Source organism: Variovorax sp. GW821-FHT10D07, from assembly GCF_059415325.1.
Window position 1 is genome coordinate 106,479 of sequence record NZ_JBWKMZ010000007.1, and the last position, 14,437, is coordinate 120,915.

A 14,437-nucleotide genomic window follows, 5' to 3' on the forward strand; every position below is an offset into this window, starting at 1 on the left:
CAGAACGACTGGCTCTCAACATCACCTGGAGCCTCGAACATGCAAGAACCTCTATGGGACCAGTTCCTGACCGCGCGCGACAAGGCGGTCTTCGCCACCTCCGGCTTCGGCGCCAGGGGCGGCTTCGGCAAGCGGCCGGCGCTGCTGGTCATCGACGTGAGCTATGCCTTCTGCGATGAGAAGCCGGTGCCGATCCTCGAATCGATACGCAACTGGCACACCTCCTGCGGCGAGGACGCCTGGCTCGCGATCCCGCACATCCGCGCCCTGATCGACAAGAGCCGCGAACGCGGTGTGCCGGTGATCTACACCACCGGCGTGCGCCGCGCCGACAGCTGGGATGGCGGCAGCTGGCGCTGGAAGGATGCGCGCCTGAGCGACGACGGCGAGCAGATCGCGAAGTCCTCGCGCGGCGCGAACGAGATCGTCGCCGAGATCGCGCCGGGGCCGCGCGACCTCGTGGTCCTCAAGCAGAAGCCCTCGGGCTTCTTCGGCACCAACCTCGCGAGCTATCTCACCTTGCTGGGCTGCGACAGCGTGATCGTGACCGGCACCACCACCTCGGGCTGCGTGCGCGCGACGGTGATCGACGCCTTCAGCCTCAACTACCGCGTGGCGGTGGCGGAGGACGGCTGCTTCGACCGCGCGCAGGCCAGCCACGCGATCAACCTGTGCGACATGCACGCGAAGTACGCGGACGTGGTGAAGACCGCGGAGCTGCTCGACTATCTCGGCACCTTGCCCGCCGGCCAGTTCGAACTGCCCGACGGGCAGCCCGCGATGGCCTGATGGTTCCGGGTGTCCGGCTGTACGCGCGCGCGACAGCCGAGACGCCCGATCTGTCTGCGCGGCAGACAGACCCGGCGGCTACCGGGCGCCGCGCGGCCTTGGTTCCGCTGGCACGGAACCTGCCCCTTGGCATCACCACCCGCCCCGCGAGGCACGGCCGCCGAGCCGATGCCAGCGGGGTCGCATCGAATCGTAGAGGAGCACATATGAGATCGAGAACTCGCGCTTTCGCGTCGCGGCTGTTGGCCGCATCCCTGTTCGCGGCGGGCCTGCTGCCGCTGTCGGCGCTGGCCGAGAAGGTCCTGCGCGTCGGCATGACCGTGGCCGACATCCCGCTGACCACTGGACAGCCGAGTCAGGGCACCGAGGGGCTGCGCTTCATGGGCGGCACGGTCTACGACTCGCTCGTGAACTGGGACCTGTCGAGCGCGGACAAGACGGCGGTGCTGCGGCCCGCGCTGGCCGAGAGCTGGTCGGTCTCGGCCACCGACAAGACGCTGTGGACCTTCAAGCTGCGCCGCGGCGTGAAGTTCCACGACGGTTCCGAGTTCAACGCCGACGCCGTGGTCTGGAACCTCGAGAAGCTGATGAAGCGCGACGCGCCGCAGTTCGACCAGGCCCAATCGACCCAGGGCTCGCAGTACTACAGCGCGATCAGCGGCTGGGCCAAGGTCGACGACCACACGGTGCAGATCCGCACCGCCAAGCCCGATGCGGTGCTGCCCTACAACCTGGTCAACATCTTCTTCTCGAGCCCGAAGCGCTGGGCCGAGGTGGGCAAGGACTGGAACAAGTTCGCCGCCCAGCCCTCGGGCACCGGCCCGTGGATCTTGCAGAAGCTGGTGCCGCGCGAGCGCGCCGAGCTGGTCCGCAACGCGCAGTACTGGGACGCGGCGCGGGTGCCGAAATCCGACCGCCTGGTGCTGCTGCCGATGCCCGATCCGAACACGCGCGTGGCCGCGCTGCTGTCGCGCCAGGTCGACTGGGTGGAAGCGCCGCCGCCCGACGCGGTGCCGCGGCTGCGGCAGGCCGGCATGCAGATCGTGACCAACAAGTACCCGCATGTCTGGGCCTACCAGATCAGCCTGCTCGACGACTCGCCGCTGAAGGACGTGCGCGTGCGCAAGGCCGCCAACCTCGCAATCGATCGCGAGGGCATGGTGAAGCTGCTGGGCGGGCTCGCGCTACCGGCCAAGGGCATGGTCACGCCGGGCCATCCGTGGTTCGGCAGCCCGGCCTTCGACATCAAGTACGACCCGGCCGCCGCCACCAGGCTGCTGGCCGAGGCGGGCTACAGCAAGAGCAACCCGGCGCGCATCAAGATCGTGATCGCGCCCTCGGGCTCGGGCCAGATGCAGCCGCTGTCGATGAACGAGCTGATCAAGGAGAACTACAAGCAGGTCGGCATCGACCTCGAGTTCGAGGTGATGGACTGGGAAGCGCTGCGCGCGCGCCGCCGCGCCGGCGCCTGGGCGCCCGAGAACAAGGGCCGCCATGGCGTCAACAACAGCTGGGGCTTCTGGGACCCGGACATCGCGCTGATCAAGACCGCGGCCTCGTTCGAGCCGGTGCCCACGGGCTACAACTGGGGTCGTTTCAACGACCCGAAGGCCGACGAGCTGGTGACGCGCGCGCGCACCACCTTCGATCCGAAGGAGCAGGACCGCATCCTGGCCGAGCTGCATGCGCGCATCGTCGACCAGGCGATGTGGATCTGGGTCGTGCACGACGTGAACCCGCGCGCGCTGTCGCCGCGCGTCAAGGGCTTCGTGCAGGCGCAGAGCTGGATCCAGGACCTGACGCCGGTCGTGGTGGACTGAGCGCCGGGCACCGCCATGTTCGTCTACTTCCTGCGCCGCCTGCTCTACACCGTGCCGATCGCGATCGGCGTGTCGCTGTTCTGCTTCGCGCTGATCCACCTGGCACCGGGCGATCCGCTGAGCGCGGTGCTGCCCGAGAGCGCCAGTCCGCAACTGGTGGCCGAGGTGCGCGCCGCCTACGGCTTCGACCGCTCGCTGCCCGAGCAATACCTCAAATGGCTGGGCCACGTGCTCACCGGCGACTTCGGCCAGTCGACGGTGACGCGCCGCCCGGTGCTCGACGAGGTGGCGCCCGCGGTGGTCAACACCTTCGCGCTCGCCGCGGCCGCCACGCTGCTGGGCATGTCGGCGGGCCTGCTGCTCGGGCTGGTGGCGGGCTTTCGCAGCGGCAGCACGCTCGACCGCGCGGTGACCACGGTGGCGGTCACCGGCGTGAGCATTCCGCACTACTGGCTCGGCATGGTGCTGGTGGTGGTGTTCTCGGTCAACCTGGGCCTGCTGCCCGCGATGGGCATGGGCTCGCAGGGCGCCGACACCACCTTCTCGCTGAGCGCCGACAGCCTGCGCGCGCTGGTGCTGCCCGCGATCGCGATGGCGGTGATCCCGGCCGGCATCGTGGCGCGCACGGTGCGCAGCACGGTCGCCGAGGTGCGCAAGCGCGAGTTCGTGCAGACGCTCCATGCCAAGGGGCTGCCGCCCTTCGGCGTGTTCATGCACATCGTGAAGAACGCGGCACCCACGGTGCTGGCCATTGCCGGCCTGCAGCTCGCGCAGCTGCTCGGCGGCTCGATCCTGGTGGAGACGGTGTTCTCGTGGCCAGGCACCGGCTTCCTGCTCAACACCGCCATCTTCACGCGCGACCTGCCGGTGCTGCAGGGAACCATCCTCGTGCTGTCGATGTTCTTCGTCTTCATCAACCTCGCCGTGGACCTGGTCCAGACGATGTTCGATCCGCGCATCAAGCGCAGCTGAGTCATGAACCGGATTCTTCCTCTTCGTCCCGCGGCCGTGCCATCGGCATCTGCCGTGCCCGCTCCCGCAGCCGCATCGCGGCGCCCGGTCTCGCGCAGCTTCTGGCAGCAGGTGGCGCGCCGGCTCGCGCGCGATCCGCTCACGCTGACCTGCCTGGCCGTGCTGCTGCTGGTGATCGCGCTGGCCGTGTTCGCGCCTTGGGTGGCGCCGCACGACCCCTTCGCCACCAGCATGACGCGGCGGCTGCTGCCGCCGGGCGACGCCAGCCACTGGCTCGGCACCGACGAGCTCGGCCGCGACCTGCTCTCGCGCCTGCTGCACGGCGGGCGCAACTCGCTGTTCATGGGCTTCATGCCGGTGCTGTTCGCCACGGCGATCGGCGCCACGCTCGGCATCGTCGCGGGCTACGCGGGCGGCGCGCTCAACATGGCGATCATGCGCGTCGTCGACGTGTTCTACGCCTTTCCCTCGGTGCTGCTGGCGGTCGCGATCTCGGGCGTGCTCGGCGCGGGCATGCTCAACAGCCTGGTGTCGCTCACGCTGATCTTCGTGCCTCCGATCGCGCGCGTAGCCGAGAGCGTGACCACCCAGGTGCGCTCGCAGGACTACGTGGACGCGGCGCGCGCCACCGGCGCCTCGGCGTTGCGCATCGTGCTCGGCCATGTGCTGAGCAACGTGCTCGGGCCGATTCTGATCTATGCCTCGAGCCTGGTCAGCGTGTCGATCGTGATCGCTTCCGGCCTGAGCTTCCTGGGCCTGGGCGTGGTGCCGCCCGAAGCCGAGTGGGGGCTGATGCTCAACACGCTGCGCCAGTCGATCTACGTCGCGCCGCTCAACGCCATCCTGCCGGGCGTGATGATCTTCCTGACCTCGATCTGTTCCAACCTCATCAGCGACGGCCTTCGCGCGGCCATGGACGTGCACGCATGAACTCCCTCCCGCACCCCACCCCCGTGCCCACCGATGCGCCACCCGAAGTGCCACCCGAGGCCGCGCCGCGCCCAGTCATCCTGCGCGTCGCGGGGCTGCGCAAGCATTTCCCGCTCAAGTCCGGCCTGCTCGGGCGCGTCACCGCCCACGTCAAGGCGGTGGACGGCATCGGCTTCGAGGTCCACGACGGCGAGACGCTCGGCATCGTCGGCGAATCGGGCTGCGGCAAGTCCACCTCGGCACGGCTGCTGATGCGTCTGATCGAACCCGACGAAGGCGTGGTCGAGGTCGACGGCCACGTGGCCGGCCACGCCACCAGCGCGGCCACGCGCGCGATGCGCAAGAAGATGCAGATGGTGTTCCAGGACAGCCATGCCTCGCTGAACCCGCGGCTGACCATCGAGGACTCGGTGATGTTCGGCCTCAAGGCCGCCGGCACGCCCACCGCCATGGCGCGCGAACGCGCGCGCGAGACGCTCGGACTGGTCGGCCTCGCGCCCGACCTGTTCGCGCAGCGCTATCCGCACGAACTCTCGGGCGGCCAGCGCCAGCGCGTGAACATCGCGCGCGCGCTGGCATTGGGTCCGCGCGTGCTGATCCTCGACGAGGCCGTCTCGGCGCTCGACAAGTCGGTGGAGGCCCAGGTGCTCAACCTGCTGCAGGAGCTCCAGCGCCGGCTGCGCCTGACCTATCTCTTCATCTCGCACGACCTCAACGTGGTGCGCCACGTCAGCGACCGCGTGATGGTGATGTACCTCGGCAAGGTGATCGAGGTGGCGCCGGCCGGGCGGCTCTACGAGGCGCCACTGCATCCGTACACCCAGGGCCTGCTGGCTTCACGCCTCTCGATGGACCCGCGCCGGCGCATCGAGAAGGCGCCGCTCGCGGGCGATCCGCCAAACCCGGTCGACCCGCCCTCGGGCTGCCGCTTCCGCACCCGCTGCGCGATCGCCGAGCCCGTGTGCGCGGCGGCCGAACCGCCGCTCGCCAGCGCCGAGGCGGGCCACGTGGTCGCCTGCCACGCCTGCACGGCGGGCTCGGGCCACAGCCTCGCCGGCCCTTCGAATCCGAATCGATCGTGAGCAGGACCATGCCCTCCCACTCCTCCCCCCTCCCCTCCGCGCCCGCACCCTCGGCCGACGCGCCGCTGGTCCAGGTACGCGACCTCACGGTGCGCTTCGTCTCGCGCGACCTCGACATCCCGGTGGTCGGCGGCGTCAGCTTCGACGTGCACCGCGGCCAGGTGCTCTGCCTGCTCGGCGAATCGGGTTCGGGCAAGAGCGTGACCCTGCGCGCGCTGATGCGGCTGTTCCCGCCGACCGCGCGCATCGGTGGCGAAATTCTGATCGACGGCATCCGCATCCTCGACCTGCCGGCCTCGCGGCTGCGCAGCGTGCGCGGCGGACTGGTATCGATGGTGTTCCAGGAACCGATGACGGCCTTCGACCCGGTGTTCCGCATCGGCCGCCAGATCGCCGAGACCGTGGCCTGCCACGACGGCGTCTCGGTGAAGGACGGCCATCGGCGCGCGCTGGAGCTGTTCGAGCTGGTGCAGATCCCCTCCGCGCAGCGGCGCCTCGAGGCCTACCCGCACGAGCTGTCGGGCGGGCTGCGCCAGCGCGCCATGATCGCGCTGGCGCTGGCCTGCCGCCCGCGGCTGCTGCTGGCCGACGAACCGACCACCGCGCTCGACGCCACGGTACAGATCCAGATCCTGCTGCTGCTGCGCCAGCTGCAGCAGGAGCTCGGCATGGCCACCATCTTCGTCACCCACGACCTCGGGGTGGCCTGCGAAGTCGCCGACCGCATCGCCGTGATGTATGCGGGGCGCTTCGTCGAATCGGGCCCGGTGGCCGAGGTCATGGATGCGCCGCGCCATCCCTACACCCAGGGCCTGCTGCGCGCGACGGTGCATGGCGGCACCGATGGCCGCCCGCTCGATTCGATTCCCGGCTCGGTGCCCGACCTCAACGACCTGCCGCCCGGTTGCGCCTTCGCGCCGCGCTGCGCCCGGGTGCAGCCGCGCTGCGCGATGGGCGTGCCGCCGAACCTCGAGGTGGGACGCGCGCATCTCGCGCGCTGCGTGCGGCTCGCGGCCTGAGGCGCTGTGGGCGCTGTGGGCGCATGCGTGCAAAACTTGGCGGACCGAGGTGGCGGTTGCATTACATATGTGATACAGTCTCAGCCATGAAATCATGCACCTTGCCTGCCGTTCGCGTGGAGCCGGAACTGCGTGCTGAGCTCGAAGCGGTCCTGGGCGCGGAGGAAACCATCAGCACCTTCGTGGCCGATGCGGTGCGCCGCGCCGTCGACTTCCGCCGTGTCCAGACGGAGTTCTACGCGCGCGGGGAGGCCGCTTGGCAAGAATATCTACGAACTGGTGTTTCGCACCCTGTGGCCGAAGTGTTCGATCGCATGCAGGCACGCATTGATGCGCGACGTCGCGAGCTGCAAAGCCCCAACACGTGAGCGAGTTATTTGGGGTCGAGATGACCCCGCAGGCCGAGGATGACCTCGAGCGCTTGTTTGAATTCCTCGTCGCAAGGTCGGAGACCTTGGAAGAACTGGACCATGCGCAGCGTGTACTGGACCAGCTTCGCGCCAGTATCGAGACGCGACTGGCCGAGAATCCTTGGGCTTATCGGAAGGCGGGGGACGGCAGGCGTACAACGCGCCGGGAGTTGGTCGTCGGCCTGGGATCCGCAGGCTATGTGGCCCTCTACGAAATCCTTCCCGGGCAGCAAATCAAGGTGTTGGCCGTTCGTCATCAGCGCGAAGAGGACTACCACTGAGACGATGCGGCTGCAGGTCCGCGGCTCGGGCTTGCGGACGGAGTCACCGCTCGGGTGAAGTGAGACGAGCGTCAATGACCCGCCGAGTGGGCGGGAAGCCTCATCAAGCCGGGCTGTTCGCGCCGACCGCGTGCTCGGTCACCGCATCGGTGTCGAAACGCGGCGCCTGCCCGGACGCGCCGCCCTCGGCCTGAAGCGCCAGATCGAAGGCATGAACCCGGTGGTTCGGTGCCCGGTTGATCATCAGCCGCATGACATCGGCTCGCGCATAGTGGCCCGCGGGATCGGCGGCCGCCTTGGCCACCGCGATCTCGCCCAGGTCGATCTCGGCGCAGATGACGCCCTCCCAGGTGTCAGGCATGCGTTCGGACAGCGGGTTGCCATGCGGCCCGTAGATGATGGAGTGCCCGCCGCCGACCGTGAACAGCGCATGCTTGGCCGGCGTATCGCAGATCTGCGACACCATCGACGCCGAGGTCACGGCCGAGGGGGCCAGCACGAAGCAGCCGCCCTCCAGCGCATAGGTCTGCGTCGCCGCGAGGCTGACCTCCGCGCCCAGCGCGTAGGCGTTCTCCTTGTAGAGGCTGAAGCCGGGCCAGGCGGCGATGTGCAGCTGCTCGTTCTGGCTGTACATCGCAAACTTCGTGAGCGGCTGCAGATGCTCCCAGCAGGAGAGCGCGCCGATGCGGCCCAGCGGCGTGTCGCTCACCACGAGGTCGCTGCCATCGCCTTCGCCGAAGACGGTGCGCTCCATGTGCGTCGGCTTGAGCTTGCGCCGGCGCGAAACGGTCTCTCCCCGGTCGTCGATGATCCAGTTGCCGACGTACAGGCTCGCGCCCAGCCGTTCGACGACACCGAGCGACACGAAGATGCCGAACTGCTTCGCGGCCGCGGCGATGCGTCGCGCGCCCTCGCTGTCGTAGCTGAAGGCGTTCTCGAAGAAGCGCCGCACCCATCCCTTGCCGAAGCCCCAGGCCGGCGCGTCGAGCCACACCCACCAGGGATAGCCCGGGATCCAGTCCTCCGGAAAGGCCACGATGGCGGCGCCCTTGCCGGCCGCCTCCTCGATGTAGCGCACGGTGAGATCGATGGCGGCGTCGTGGTCGCAGAAGCCCGGCGCGGCCTGTACCACGGCCGCGAGGAACTTGGGAGGGAAAAGGGGCGACGGCGCGCCGGTGGATGCATTCATGGACGAAGCGCTCCTCGAAGGATGAGTGAATGAGGGGATGGGTGGGAGAAGACTCAGGCGCGCGCGGAGGCACCGACGCTCGCCGGCTGCGGCACCGGCTCGGCCACGGCCTCGCGGGTCAGCCCGAACAGGCCGTCGATGCGCTGGCGCTCGGCCGCGCCGTGGGGTCGCAGCCATGCGAAGCCGGCGTAGATGGCCAGGTTCACGGCCAGCGCGATCACGCCCGAGGTCAGGCCCCAGGCGGCCTCGAGCTGCCGTGCGAAGAAGCTCTCGAGCACGATGACGAGCGCGAAGCCCACGACCATGCCCGCGATCGCCCCTTCCTTGGTGCCGCGCTTCCAGAAGATGCCCAGGAACTGCGGCACAGCGAGCTGGATGACGCCCTGGTAGGCCAGCACCGCGAGCGTGAACAGCGCCGGCAGCTTGAGACAGGCGACCCAGGCGGCCAGGGCCGTGAGGACCACCATGCCGATCTTCGACACCGTAACCAGCTGCCGCTGGCTCAGCGTGGCGTAGTTCCCGACCAGGTCGTTGGCGATCTGCGCGCCCGTTGCCTGGATGCTGCCGTCGGTGTGGCCGATCGATGCGGCCAGCAACACCACGCCGGCCAGCCCGAGCAGCAGCAGGCCACCCGCTTCCTGGCTCACGATGAACCACACGTCCTCCGGGTGGCTGGCCACGGAGGGAAGCTGCGAGGCGAGCATGCCGAAGATCAGCAAGGGGATGCAGAACACCAGCGACGCGGGCATCGCGATGGCCGCCGATTTCTTCAGCGCGGCCACGCCGTCGGCGGTGAACAGGCGCACGAAGATGAACGGCAGGCACCAGCCGCCGATGGTGCTCGTGAACAGCAGGCTGAACAGGTAGAGCGGCCCTTCCTTCGAGCCGAAGGAGGGCAGCGAGAACATCGCGGGATCGAGCGACTGCAGCCGCACGCCCTTGCTGGTCCACAACCACACGACCAGGCCGCACAGCATCAAGCTGCCGAAGATGTAGGCCACGATGCCCTGGTACATGTCCGAGATGATCACGCCGCGCATGCCCATGCGCACGGTCCAGATCTGGCGGATCGCGACCACCACCACGCCGAGGATGACGGCCTCCGAGAAGGGCAGCGCACCGAGCGACATGAAGTGGAAGAGGCCACCCATCGCCTGCATCGCGAGCACCAGCCAGGGGAAGCCCGACACGATGCCGATCAGCGCCGCGATGGTGCGGATGTGCCTGGAGTCGTAGCGCAGGGCGAACAGGTCGGGCTGCGTGCGCAGGTCGAAGCGCTGGCCCCAGGTCCACACGCGCTGCGACATGGCGTACATCAGCACCACCGTCATCAGGCTGTAGGCCAGCACGTAGAACGAGATCACGCCGGCGCTGACGGCCAGGCCCGCGAAGGCGGTGAACATCGCGCCCGGATACCAGGTATTGAGGAAGGACATGGCCTGGTAGTTGGCCCCGAACGAGCGGCCGCCCACGGCGTAGTCGGTGAAGGACCGGTCCTTGCGGTAGCTGCGGTGCAGCACGTAGATGATGACGAGGAAGAAGGCCAGCTGGAGGCCGAATGTCAGCACCATGGCTTCACCCCCTTCCCGCTTCGTCGTATTCGGCGACATAGGCGGCCACCACGCTGGCCGCGATCGACACGCTGAGCGCGAGGAAATAGAAGAGGGTCGGCGGCAGGCCGAGGATCGGCGCCTGGTGATCGTTGACGAGCCAGTGCACGGGCGGCAGCAGGAGCAGCAACGCATTGAGCAAGAACCACCACCGGATCGAGGCCGGTAGCCGTGGAAGTGTCGCAAGGGGCATGGGAGGCTTTCGGGGAGGCCGCGGGCTGCGGGAGGGAAAAGGGCCGGTACGAGGTCTGCGAGGCGGATCCTTCGCATCGCGACGGACTCTAGGAGCGCTGTCCTTCGGCGTGCACCGTTCAAATGAACGGGGTACGGGCCCCGGGGGCGGGCAAGCCGCATTGGCAAGGCGGGAACGCAACGCTAGGATGGCCCGCCACACCATGCGATGGCATATGGCTTGCTTGTTGGAACGCCCCCAGTTGGAACTCCCATGCTGAACAACCTTCAGGAGTGCGGCAATCTGATCCTTCGGATCAACGAGGCGGCCTACGAGACGCGGGAGGAGGACTTCCAGGCGCGCGTGCTGAGCGACATCGATCGCGTGATCGGCTTCGATCGCGCGTGGTGGGGAATCATGTCGCCCGTCGCCGCAGGCGGCTTTCGCCTGCTGAGCTCCTACCGGGCCAACCTGCCGGCGTCATACGTCGAGACCTGGGACACCTGCACGCCCGACGACCGCCTGGCCAGCAGCGTCAGCGATGCGCCCACCCACACCGTGCGCTTCGACACCCACCAGCTCCACAGCACGCCGGGCCTGTACGAGATCAACGCGGGCGTCGGCAACCGGCATGCGCTGTGCACCGCGATCAAGCTCGCGGAGCGTCCCGGCGACTTCCTGTTCGTCTCGCTGTTCCGCGGCGGCCGCAGCCCTGCGTTCGACACCTCCGAGGCCTGGGCCAAGCAGTTCCTCATGCCGCATGTCTTCATGGGCTGGCGGCACAACCTCGGGCGCAATCAGGAGCGCGCCGATGCGCGGCCGGCCGGCGGACTGCTGGCGTCGGCCTTCGTCGACCTCCAGTGGGGCGTGATCGAGAAGTCGGCGAGCTTCCAGGACTGCATGACCCGGATCTGGCCCGCATGGACGCCGCCAGCGCTGCCGCCGGCGCTGGTTTCGGCCTTGCGGCTGGACGGCGCGCGCAGCGTTTTCTCGGACCTGGTCTTCTCGATCGAGGCCGCGGGGGCACTCCAGCGGCTTTCGATCCGCAAGCTGCGCGCCATCGATCGCCTCACGCCGCGCGAGTCCGACGTCGCGCGCGCGTTCTCCTCGGGCCAGTCGTACAAGGAAGTCGCCCGCGCGCTGCAGCTGTCGCCGGCCACCGTCAGGCACTACCTGCGCGAGATCTACATCAAGCTCGGGCTGACCGACAAGGCGGAGCTGGCCAGCCTGTTGAACGCGCCTTGAACGGCCGCGGTCGACCGAAGCTCAGCCTGAACGATCGGGTCGATCCAGCGCGGCATCCCAGATGCCCATGGCTTCGACCACGGACTCCTCGATGACCGCGAGCCGCACACGGTCGCGCGCCAGGACGGAGAGACCCAGGAAGAAACTGTCGAACGCGGCGGCCATCGAAGCCGGGTTCGTGGACTTGCGCAGTTCTCCGCTCTTGATGGCCCGCTCGACGCAGGCACGGAACCCGGCACGCGTGCAACTGCGCACATCTCGAAGCATTGCGGTGATGGTTTCGCTGCCCGACGAGCAGGCGCCCATCACGCCCAGCGCGACCATGCAACCCTTGGGGTGCCCACCCTCCCACTGCATCTTTGCCGAACGTTTCAGTGCGAGGAACACCGCTTCTCGCGGCTCCAGCGAAGGATCGTGGAGGCTTCTGGTCAAGTGGCCATAGATCTCCATGTATCGATCCAGCGCCTCCTTGTACAGGGCTTCCTTGGACTCGAAGGCCGCGTAAAAGCTGGGCGCGGAGATTCCACTGCCCATCGCCGCCTTCAGCTGCGACAGCGAGGTCGATTCGAAGCCATGCTCCCAGAAAAGGTGCATGGCAGAGGTGAGTGCCGCATCGCGATCAAACGCGCGTGGTCGACCTCGCTGAGCCATGAGGATCTCCGCCAGTCCAAAATTACATACTAGTCGATACACAATAGAGCGGCAAGCAAAGACCGCTGATCCCCGCTGGCAAATCGACGTCTTGAACCGTTCCGTTGACAGCCTTCGAGGAGCCGTCATATATTTATACCGATCGATATTTAAATCGACGCGATCGAAGAGTGCACTTGGACACCAGGCGCCCGCGCATGGAGCGGGCTCCACGCCCCTGGTAGCTCAAGTCGCGCTCTTTTTTTACCCATTTCTGTACCACTTGGTACATTTTTTGGTGCGCTCACAGAGTGTCCGCACCGCTCACTCACGGAGAACCCCACATGTCAAAAGAAATTGAAGCTCGCCTCGACGCCATCGAAAGCCGCTTCGCCATCGATGCCCTGATCGCCAACTACGCAGAAGCATTCGACACGATGAATGAAGCGCTGCTGGCAACCCTATGGCATCCCGACTCGCGGCTGCTCCTTGGCGCCAATGGAAACGCGGAAGGACTCGATGCGATCCTGGCGCAGGCACGCGTCAACATGAAACGCATGCCGCACATGCATCACTGGATGGCGAATTCGATCATCACGCTCGACGGCGACAACGGCCATGGTCTGGTCGCGGCGGATTGCCTCTTCTATGACGTCGAGAAGGGACCGCTGCAAGTGAGCGGCCAGTACAAGGACATCTATCAGCGAAGAGACGGGCGCTGGGCGTTCCAGCAGCGCATCTTCGAGATGCATTTCGCCACGCCCTTGCAGAACTGGGCTCCCATCATGGGCACGGAACGCTTCGGTCGTCCCGTCTGAAACAGAACCGCCGCAATCGGAATCATGCAAGAACCAACTTCAGATTCACGTCGGTGGCTCGCATTCGCGGTGTTGCTGGTGGGAGCGTTTCTGCCTCCGCTCGACTTCTTCATCGTCAATGTCGCGCTGCCGTCCATTCAGGGCAACCTCGGTACGAGCGCTGCTGAATTGCAACTGGTGATCTCCGGATATGCGGCGGCTTACGCGGTCTTCCTCATCACCGGTGGACGGCTCGGCGACCTCTTCGGCCGACGTCGCATGTTCCTGCTGGGCATCAGCGGCTTCGGACTCACGTCCTTGCTGTGCGGCCTCGCCACCTCGCCTTCGATGCTCATCGTCGGACGCATACTTCAAGGTCTCAGCGCGGCCGCCATGGCCCCCCAGGGGCTGGCCTCCGTTCATGCCCTGTTTCCCGTGCGGGAGCGCTCGCGCGCCCTGGGTCTCTATGGCGCCACCGTAGGACTGGCGGCAGTGATCGCGCAAGCACTGGGCGGCGCCTTGATCTCCGCAGACATCCTTCACCTTCAGTGGCGAATCATCTTCCTGATCAATCTGCCCGTGGTGGCTGCGGTCCTGATCGGAGGATTGCCTTTGCTGCCGGACGTTCGCGGCGACAGCCCCGCGCCCATCGATTGGGGCGGTGTCCTGCTCTGCGCGCTCACGCTGAGCCTGCTGATCGTGCCCCTGGTAGAGGGGCGCGAAAGGGGATGGCCATGGTGGGCATGCGCCATGCTCATCGCAACGCCCGTCGCTGCATTCAGCTTCTGGCGCTATGAAAAGGCATTCTCTCGACGAGGCGGCGTCCCGCTCGTCAGCATCGACCTGGTCCGCATGCCTGGATTGATGAGCGGCCTCGCCGGGGTCCTCTTCTTCTACGTCGTCTCTGCCTTCTTCCTGGTGTTCTCCGTCTACCTCCAGTCGGCACTGGGTCTGGATCCCCTGGCAACGGGACTGGTGTTCCTGCCGTTCGGCGTCGGCTTCTTCATCGGTCCTTTGACGACACCGCTTGCCGTCCGTCTCTTCGGCAAGTGGGTTCCCGCCATCGGCATGCTGTTCGAGGTGGCCGGATGCCTGTACCTCGCGGCGCTGGTTGCCGGCGCCCCCGCACGAATGCCGGCCCAGCTTCCGCTCATCGTTGCGGTGGGACTTCTGGGTTTCGGGCAGGGCTGGGCACTGCCTACCCTCGTGCGCTCGGTCATCGACCGTGCACCGGTGAGCGGCTCCGGAATGATTGCCGGCATCACGAACTCGGCCTTGCAGATCAGCGCTGCCCTCGGCGTCGCAGTCATCGGGGGCGTCTTCTTCACGGTCGCAGGCACTTCGCCCAGCGCGAGCTCCATGGCCAAAGCACTGGTTGCCGCCATGCTTTGCATTGGCGCGAGTCTGACCCTTGCGGCCATCTTCTCCGTTGTCGCTTCGAGGTCGGGAATCGGTGTCGCTCCCCGGCCTGCCCCCAACTAGCCGGCGAGG

The 14,437-nt window shown here is 67.4% G+C and carries 15 protein-coding genes; 11 read left to right on the forward strand and 4 right to left on the reverse strand.

The annotated features are described in order from the left end of the window. The first annotated feature begins 39 nt into the window (after positions 1-39). The 8 genes from AC07PU_RS20985 to AC07PU_RS21020 all read left to right on the forward strand — a co-directional run bounded on the left by AC07PU_RS20985 (position 40) and on the right by AC07PU_RS21020 (position 7,303). Complete coding sequence (locus AC07PU_RS20985) at positions 40-789, forward strand: isochorismatase family protein (RefSeq protein WP_495320146.1); 750 nt, start codon at positions 40-42, stop codon at positions 787-789. A gap of 242 nt (positions 790-1,031) precedes the next feature. Then, entirely contained in the window at positions 1,032-2,609 is a 1,578-nt protein-coding gene (locus tag AC07PU_RS20990; RefSeq protein WP_495320148.1) for an ABC transporter substrate-binding protein, read from the forward strand. Between the two features lie 15 nt (positions 2,610-2,624). Then, the gene (locus tag AC07PU_RS20995; protein WP_495320150.1) at positions 2,625-3,581 is read left to right on the forward strand and encodes an ABC transporter permease; all 957 of its coding nucleotides are present in this window, start codon (positions 2,625-2,627) and stop codon (positions 3,579-3,581) included. A gap of 3 nt (positions 3,582-3,584) precedes the next feature. Beyond that, positions 3,585-4,511, forward strand: a complete 927-nt coding sequence (locus AC07PU_RS21000; protein ID WP_495320152.1) for an ABC transporter permease — start codon at positions 3,585-3,587, stop codon at positions 4,509-4,511. Further along, entirely contained in the window at positions 4,508-5,593 is a 1,086-nt protein-coding gene (locus AC07PU_RS21005) for an ABC transporter ATP-binding protein (protein WP_495320154.1), read from the forward strand. The genes AC07PU_RS21000 and AC07PU_RS21005 overlap by 4 nt, the downstream gene beginning before the upstream one ends. 8 nt (positions 5,594-5,601) lie before the next feature. Next, the gene (locus AC07PU_RS21010) at positions 5,602-6,612 is read left to right on the forward strand and encodes an ABC transporter ATP-binding protein (protein ID WP_495320156.1); all 1,011 of its coding nucleotides are present in this window, start codon (positions 5,602-5,604) and stop codon (positions 6,610-6,612) included. 86 nt (positions 6,613-6,698) lie between these two features. Beyond that, entirely contained in the window at positions 6,699-6,980 is a 282-nt protein-coding gene (locus AC07PU_RS21015; RefSeq protein WP_495320158.1) for a YlcI/YnfO family protein, read from the forward strand. Further along, entirely contained in the window at positions 6,977-7,303 is a 327-nt protein-coding gene (locus AC07PU_RS21020; RefSeq protein ID WP_093352758.1) for a type II toxin-antitoxin system RelE/ParE family toxin, read from the forward strand. Before AC07PU_RS21015 ends, AC07PU_RS21020 begins: the two co-directional genes overlap by 4 nt. 103 nt (positions 7,304-7,406) lie before the next feature. Here AC07PU_RS21020 and AC07PU_RS21025 read toward each other — a convergent pair whose 3' ends face one another. Genes AC07PU_RS21025 through AC07PU_RS21035 form a run of 3 tightly spaced genes read right to left on the reverse strand, consistent with a single transcriptional unit; the run spans position 7,407 to position 10,295 of the window. Then, entirely contained in the window at positions 7,407-8,492 is a 1,086-nt protein-coding gene (locus AC07PU_RS21025; protein WP_495320160.1) for a carbon-nitrogen hydrolase family protein, read from the reverse strand. Positions 8,493-8,545: 53 nt separating this feature from the next. After that, complete coding sequence (locus AC07PU_RS21030) at positions 8,546-10,063, reverse strand: sodium:solute symporter family protein (protein ID WP_495320162.1); 1,518 nt, start codon at positions 10,061-10,063, stop codon at positions 8,546-8,548. A 4-nt stretch (positions 10,064-10,067) separates the two neighbouring features. After that, positions 10,068-10,295 (reverse strand): hypothetical protein, encoded by a 228-nt coding sequence (locus AC07PU_RS21035; protein WP_495320164.1) that lies wholly within the window; start codon positions 10,293-10,295, stop codon positions 10,068-10,070. A gap of 252 nt (positions 10,296-10,547) precedes the next feature. On the opposite strand from AC07PU_RS21035, the gene AC07PU_RS21040 reads away from it, so the two are divergent. Then, entirely contained in the window at positions 10,548-11,519 is a 972-nt protein-coding gene (locus tag AC07PU_RS21040) for a helix-turn-helix transcriptional regulator (protein WP_495320166.1), read from the forward strand. A 21-nt stretch (positions 11,520-11,540) separates the two neighbouring features. On the opposite strand, the gene AC07PU_RS21045 is transcribed toward AC07PU_RS21040, so the two are convergent. Continuing rightward, on the reverse strand, positions 11,541-12,113 hold the full coding sequence (locus AC07PU_RS21045) for a TetR/AcrR family transcriptional regulator (RefSeq protein WP_495320168.1): 573 nt from the start codon (positions 12,111-12,113) through the stop codon (positions 11,541-11,543). Between the two features lie 380 nt (positions 12,114-12,493). On the opposite strand from AC07PU_RS21045, the gene AC07PU_RS21050 reads away from it, so the two are divergent. Together AC07PU_RS21050 and AC07PU_RS21055 are read left to right on the forward strand one after the other, a co-directional pair. After that, positions 12,494-12,967 carry a nuclear transport factor 2 family protein gene (locus AC07PU_RS21050; protein WP_495320170.1) on the forward strand — a complete coding sequence of 158 codons (474 nt, stop codon included), beginning with the start codon at positions 12,494-12,496 and terminating at the stop codon, positions 12,965-12,967. Between the two features lie 24 nt (positions 12,968-12,991). Then, positions 12,992-14,428, forward strand: coding sequence for an MFS transporter (locus tag AC07PU_RS21055; protein ID WP_495320171.1), 1,437 nt, complete (start codon positions 12,992-12,994; stop codon positions 14,426-14,428). The last annotated feature ends 9 nt before the right edge of the window (positions 14,429-14,437 follow it).

Excerpts from the sequence above, each read along its gene's own strand:
- AC07PU_RS20985 (WP_495320146.1), top strand. The coding sequence starts at position 40 with ATGCAAGAACCTCTATGGGACCAGTTCCTGACCGCGCGCGACAAGGCG.
- AC07PU_RS20995 (WP_495320150.1), top strand. The coding sequence starts at position 2,625 with ATGTTCGTCTACTTCCTGCGCCGCCTGCTCTACACCGTGCCGATCGCG.
- AC07PU_RS21000 (WP_495320152.1), top strand. The coding sequence starts at position 3,585 with ATGAACCGGATTCTTCCTCTTCGTCCCGCGGCCGTGCCATCGGCATCT.
- AC07PU_RS21005 (WP_495320154.1), top strand. The coding sequence starts at position 4,508 with ATGAACTCCCTCCCGCACCCCACCCCCGTGCCCACCGATGCGCCACCC.
- AC07PU_RS21010 (WP_495320156.1), top strand. The coding sequence starts at position 5,602 with ATGCCCTCCCACTCCTCCCCCCTCCCCTCCGCGCCCGCACCCTCGGCC.
- AC07PU_RS21015 (WP_495320158.1), top strand. The coding sequence starts at position 6,699 with ATGAAATCATGCACCTTGCCTGCCGTTCGCGTGGAGCCGGAACTGCGT.
- AC07PU_RS21025 (WP_495320160.1), bottom strand. The coding sequence starts at position 8,492 with ATGAATGCATCCACCGGCGCGCCGTCGCCCCTTTTCCCTCCCAAGTTC.
- AC07PU_RS21030 (WP_495320162.1), bottom strand. The coding sequence starts at position 10,063 with ATGGTGCTGACATTCGGCCTCCAGCTGGCCTTCTTCCTCGTCATCATC.
- AC07PU_RS21035 (WP_495320164.1), bottom strand. The coding sequence starts at position 10,295 with ATGCCCCTTGCGACACTTCCACGGCTACCGGCCTCGATCCGGTGGTGG.
- AC07PU_RS21040 (WP_495320166.1), top strand. The coding sequence starts at position 10,548 with ATGCTGAACAACCTTCAGGAGTGCGGCAATCTGATCCTTCGGATCAAC.
- AC07PU_RS21045 (WP_495320168.1), bottom strand. The coding sequence starts at position 12,113 with ATGCACCTTTTCTGGGAGCATGGCTTCGAATCGACCTCGCTGTCGCAG.
- AC07PU_RS21050 (WP_495320170.1), top strand. The coding sequence starts at position 12,494 with ATGTCAAAAGAAATTGAAGCTCGCCTCGACGCCATCGAAAGCCGCTTC.
- AC07PU_RS21055 (WP_495320171.1), top strand. The coding sequence starts at position 12,992 with ATGCAAGAACCAACTTCAGATTCACGTCGGTGGCTCGCATTCGCGGTG.